The organism is Corallococcus carmarthensis (assembly GCF_003611695.1).
GTDB lineage: Bacteria > Myxococcota > Myxococcia > Myxococcales > Myxococcaceae > Corallococcus > Corallococcus carmarthensis.
The window spans coordinates 1-5,715 of record NZ_RAWE01000356.1 but is presented as its reverse complement, the minus strand read 5'-3'; the positions used below and the strand labels follow the sequence as shown (position 1 = coordinate 5,715).

Sequence of the window (5,715 nt, the reverse complement as noted above, 5' to 3'; positions counted from 1 at the left end):
ACAAGCGGCTCGGTCTTTGAAAACCAAATAGCAAGCCCAAGCAGTAATGGATTGCGGAAACCCGCAGTCAATTTTTTGAGGGCGCTTCACCTCAAGAGCAGCGCTGAAAAGCGCAGCGAGAGGGAAGTGCCGACGAATCAGCGAGCCGAGACTCCTTAGCCGGGTCTCGGGGAACGCCGGTTCAAGCAAACCAAGAATACAATTGGAGAGTTTGATCCTGGCTCAGAACGAACGCTGGCGGCGTGCCTAACACATGCAAGTCGAGCGCGAATAGGGGCAACCCTTAGTAGAGCGGCGCACGGGTGCGTAACACGTGGATAATCTGCCTGGATGCCTGGGATAACCAGTCGAAAGATTGGCTAATACCGGATAAGCCCACGGTCTCTTCGGAGACTGAGGGAAAAGGTGGCCTCTGTATACAAGCTATCACAACCAGATGAGTCCGCGGCCCATCAGCTAGTTGGCGGGGTAATGGCCCACCAAGGCAACGACGGGTAGCTGGTCTGAGAGGACGATCAGCCACACTGGAACTGAGACACGGTCCAGACTCCTACGGGAGGCAGCAGTGGGGAATTTTGCGCAATGGGCGAAAGCCTGACGCAGCAACGCCGCGTGTGTGATGAAGGTCTTTGGATTGTAAAGCACTTTCGACCGGGACGAAAACCCGAAGGCTAACATCCTTCGGCTTGACGGTACCGGGAGAAGAAGCACCGGCTAACTCTGTGCCAGCAGCCGCGGTAATACAGAGGGTGCAAGCGTTGTTCGGAATTATTGGGCGTAAAGCGCGTGTAGGCGGCTTTGCAAGTCGGGTGTGAAAGCCCTCAGCTCAACTGAGGAAGTGCGCCCGAAACTGCAGAGCTTGAGTGCCGGAGAGGGTGGCGGAATTCCCCAAGTAGAGGTGAAATTCGTAGATATGGGGAGGAACACCGGTGGCGAAGGCGGCCACCTGGACGGTAACTGACGCTGAGACGCGAAAGCGTGGGTAGCAAACAGGATTAGATACCCTGGTAGTCCACGCCGTAAACGATGAGAACTAGGTGTCGTGGGAGTTGACCCCCGCGGTGCCGTAGCTAACGCATTAAGTTCTCCGCCTGGGAAGTACGGTCGCAAGACTAAAACTCAAAGGAATTGACGGGGGCCCGCACAAGCGGTGGAGCATGTGGTTTAATTCGACGCAACGCGCAGAACCTTACCTGGTCTTGACATCCTCGGAATCCTTCAGAGATGAGGGAGTGCCCGCAAGGGAACCGAGAGACAGGTGCTGCATGGCTGTCGTCAGCTCGTGTCGTGAGATGTTGGGTTAAGTCCCGCAACGAGCGCAACCCTCGCCTTTAGTTGCCACGCAAGTGGATCTCTAGAGGGACTGCCGGTGTTAAACCGGAGGAAGGTGGGGATGACGTCAAGTCCTCATGGCCTTTATGACCAGGGCTACACACGTGCTACAATGGCCGGTACAGAGCGCTGCAAACCCGCGAGGGGGAGCTAATCGCAGAAAACCGGTCTCAGTTCAGATTGGAGTCTGCAACTCGACTCCATGAAGGCGGAATCGCTAGTAATCGCAGATCAGCACGCTGCGGTGAATACGTTCCCGGGCCTTGTACACACCGCCCGTCACACCATGGGAGTCGATTGCTCCAGAAGTCATCTCACCAAGAGATGCCCAAGGAGTGCTCGGTAACTGGGGTGAAGTCGTAACAAGGTAGCCGTAGGGGAACCTGCGGCTGGATCACCTCCTTTCTAAGGAGACCGGGTGTTGGACTCAGCCTTCGGGCGAGTAGGCAACACCAGCAGCCTTCGGGCTGTCAGGTCATCTCTAGGTCAATGTTTCCGGTAAACAATCCATTATGAACTTCGGGCTTGCTGTTTGGTTTTGAAGGACTGAGCGAAGCAGTGCTCGGCTCTTTGAGAATGAAGGACGCTGTAAGGTTCGCCGATGCTTTAGCCCCCCTGGGCCTATAGCTCAGCTGGCTAGAGCGCGCGCCTGATAAGCGCGAGGTCGGTGGTTCAAGTCCACCTAGGCCCACCATTCTCCCTCATTGGAGGGACGCGAATGGGAAGGCTGACGCGAGAGTCGGGGCTGTAGCTCAGCTGGGAGAGCGCCAGCTTTGCAAGCTGGATGTCGTCGGTTCGAACCCGATCAGCTCCACAAGTTACCTGGAAGTTCCAGGGACGTTCTTTGACAAGTGCATACGAAGGGTAAGTTGCAATTTCTGCTGAGTGAAGTTCTCAACAGAAGTGCCGACTTCGAAATGAGTCTCACCAGGCGCCGCGAGGCAGCCGGGTGAGGCAAAAGCGAAGTCTCCCACACGATGAAGAAGTAGTGAGAACAGCAAAAGCAATAATGAGTCTTCCGGGCCTGCTAGCGAAGAGCAGAGGCCTGGGCCTTGGTCACGAGTTTCGACAATCCGCCGGGAGGCGGGCGTGACGACAAGAGATCAGGGCAAGTAAGCTACTAAGGGCGTGCGGTGGATGCCTAGGTGCCAAGAGGCGATGAAGGACGTGGGTGGCTGCGAAAAGCTTCGGGGAGTTGCCAACCAAACGTTGATCCGGAGATGTCCGAATGGGGAAACCCAGCGCGGCGAATAGCTGCGTTACTGCAAACTGAATTCATAGGTTTGCAGAGCAAACCAGGGGAAGTGAAACATCTCAGTACCCTGAGGAAGAGAAAACAACGAGTGATTCCCAAAGTAGTGGCGAGCGAAATGGGAAGAGGCCAAACCAACGTCATGCAAATGGCGGTGGGGTAGCGGGTCCGCGGTAGGACTTTGACAGGCTAGTGGAAGCGTCCTGGAAAGACGCACCAAAGAGCGTGATAGTCGCGTACACGAAAGCCAGTCGGAGCTGAGCGGGTTACCCAAGTAAGACGGGACACGTGCAATCCTGTCTGAATCTGCCGGGACCATCCGGTAAGCCTAAATACTCCTTGGCGACCGATAGTGAACAAGTACCGCGAGGGAAAGGTGAAAAGAACCCCGGTGAGGGGAGTCAAAAGAACCTGAAACCGCATGTCTACAAGCAGTTCGAGCACTACGGCGCAAGCCAGTGCGAGAGCGTACCTTTTGCATCATGATTCGGCGACTTAATATACGTAGCGAGGCTAAGCCGATAGGTGGAGCCGGAGCGAAAGCGAGTCCGAATAGGGCGCTAAGTTGCGTGTATTATAACCCGAAGCGGGGTGATCTACACATGGCCAGGTTGAAGTGCGGGTAACACCGCATGGAGGACCGAACTCATGAAAGTTGAAAATTTCTGGGATGAGCTGTGTGTAGGGGTGAAAGGCCAATCAAACTCCGTGATAGCTGGTTCTCCCCGAAAGATATTTAGGTATCGGCTCGGGCAATTCAATGCCGGAGGTAGAGCACTGGAACGGCTAGGGGTCTCACCAGATTACCAAACCGTACCAAACTCCGAATGCCGGCAATTGTTATCCCGGGACGCAGTCAGTGGGTGATAACGTCCATTGGCAAGAGGGGAATAACCCAGACCGACAGCTAAGGCCCCCAAATCTAGTCTAAGTGAACACTAGAAAGGATGTGGCAGGTCATTGACAACCAGGAGGTTGGCTTAGAAGCAGCCATCCTTTAAAGAAAGCGTAATAGCTCACTGGTCAAGACAGGCCGCGCCGAAAATGTAACGGGGCTCAAGACTAGTGCCGAAGCTTCGGGTCATACACGTCAGGCGTGTATGGCGGTAGGGGAGCGTCCCAGTTGCAGCGAAGGTGGACTGAAAAGGCCGCTGGAGCGACTGGGAGTGCTGATGCCGAAATGAGTAGCGATAAAGGGGGTGAGAAACCCCCTCGCCGTAAACCCAAGGTTTCCTGGGTCAAGTTAATCTTCCCAGGGTTAGCCGGGTCCTAAGCCGAGGCCGAAAGGCGTAGGTGATGGCAAGCAGGTTAATATTCCTGCGCCATCTTGCAGACGTTGAACTGAGGGAGGACGGAGAAAGCTAGGCGAGCTGACCGGTGGTTGTGTCAGTCTAAAGGCGTAGGGGTGTCGCGTACGAATAAAGGCGCGGCAGTCATCCCCGAGACCCCATGGCGCCCCGCAAGGGGTAAGTCGCTGATGCTCTGCTTCCAAGAAAAGTCCCGCAGGGAGTCTGCAGGGTGTCCGTACCGCAAACCGACACAGGTGGGTGAGGAGAAAATCCTAAGGCGCTTGAGAGAACTCTCCTCCAAGGAACTAGGCAAATTTCCACCGTAACTTCGGAAGAAGGTGGGCCTCTGGTAGGTGTAGGCGTACAGCCGAAGCCGAGAGAGGTTGCAGAGAAATGGCGGTAGCGACTGTTTACCAAAAACACAGGACTCTGCGAAGGCGACAAGCCGACGTATAGGGTCTGACTCCTGCCCGGTGCTGGAAGGTTAAGGGGATTCGTCAGCCGCAAGGCAAAGCGATGATCCGAAGCCCCAGTAAACGGCGGCCGTAACTATAACGGTCCTAAGGTAGCGAAATTCCTTGTCGGGTAAGTTCCGACCTGCACGAATGGAGTAACGACTTCCGCACTGTCTCGGAGAGGGACTCAGCGAAATTGAAATAGCTGTGCCGATGCAGTTTACCCGCAGCAAGACGGAAAGACCCCGTGAACCTTTACTACAACTTGACAGTGACACTAGGGATTGACTGTGTAGGATAGGTGGGAGCCTTTGAAGCCGGGCCGCTAGGTTCGGTGGAGGCAACGGTGAAATACCACCCTGTTGATTTCTGGTGTCTAACCACGTCTCGTCAGCCGGGACTGGGACACTGTCTGGTGGGTAGTTTGACTGGGGCGGTCGCCTCCCAAAAAGTAACGGAGGCGCGCGATGGTTCCCTCAGCCCGATTGGAAACCGGGCGGCGAGTGCAATGGCATAAGGGAGCTTGACTGCGAGACCGACAGGTCGAGCAGGTGCGAAAGCAGGTCATAGTGATCCGGTGGTCCTGAATGGAAGGGCCATCGCTCAACGGATAAAAGGTACTCCGGGGATAACAGGCTTATCTCCCCCAAGAGTTCACATCGACGGGGAGGTTTGGCACCTCGATGTCGGCTCATCGCATCCTGGGGCTGGAGCAGGTCCCAAGGGTTTGGCTGTTCGCCAATTAAAGCGGTACGCGAGCTGGGTTCAAAACGTCGTGAGACAGTTTGGTCCCTATCTGCTGTGGGCGTAGGATACTTGAGAGGCTCTGACCTTAGTACGAGAGGACCGGGTTGGAGGCACCGCTGGTGTACCAGTTGTCTCGCCAGAGGCATCGCTGGGTAGCCATGTGCCGATTGGATAACCGCTGAAAGCATCTAAGCGGGAAACCGACCTCAAGACCAGGTATCCCGGGCGCAAGCCCCTGAAGACTCGTGGAAGACTACCACGTTGATAGGCTGGGTGTGTAAGCGCGGTAACGCGTTAAGCTAACCAGTACTAATAAGTCGAGCGGCTTACTTCCCCCCTTCTCTTGCATGCCCCCTACAGGGGAGTAAGGGACTCGGGGCCAAGGCCGAGGCCAGGACACCCAAGTGTGTCCGCCCGGAAGACAACAGCTATTCTCAATTGCTTCTTCAACTTCGAAGAGGCTTCATTCAAGCAGAAACTTGCAACTTACCCTTCGTATGCACCGTCATTCGCTTTTCCGGTGGCAATGTCGGAGGGGTCACACCCGTTCCCATCCCGAACACGGAAGTTAAGCCCTCCAGAGCCGATGGTACTCCGCGGGAAACCGCGTGGGAGAGTAGGTCGCTGCCGGATTCTTTTT

Annotated in this window: 2 tRNA genes and 3 rRNA genes; all 5 read left to right on the top strand. The window is 55.6% G+C overall.

The window, feature by feature from the left end:
• The first annotated feature begins 199 nt into the window (after positions 1-199).
• A 16S ribosomal RNA gene (locus D7X32_RS42780) occupies positions 200-1,737 on the top strand.
• Between the two features lie 212 nt (positions 1,738-1,949).
• Positions 1,950-2,026 (top strand) — tRNA-Ile (locus D7X32_RS42775).
• 47 nt (positions 2,027-2,073) lie between these two features.
• Positions 2,074-2,146: transfer RNA gene (locus D7X32_RS42770), tRNA-Ala, on the top strand.
• Positions 2,147-2,442: 296 nt separating this feature from the next.
• Positions 2,443-5,409 (top strand): 23S ribosomal RNA (locus D7X32_RS42765).
• Between the two features lie 182 nt (positions 5,410-5,591).
• Positions 5,592-5,708: ribosomal RNA gene (rrf, locus tag D7X32_RS42760) — 5S ribosomal RNA — on the top strand.
• The 16S, 23S and 5S rRNA genes sit together here with 2 tRNA genes alongside, the layout of an rRNA operon.
• Positions 5,709-5,715: the final 7 nt, after the last annotated feature.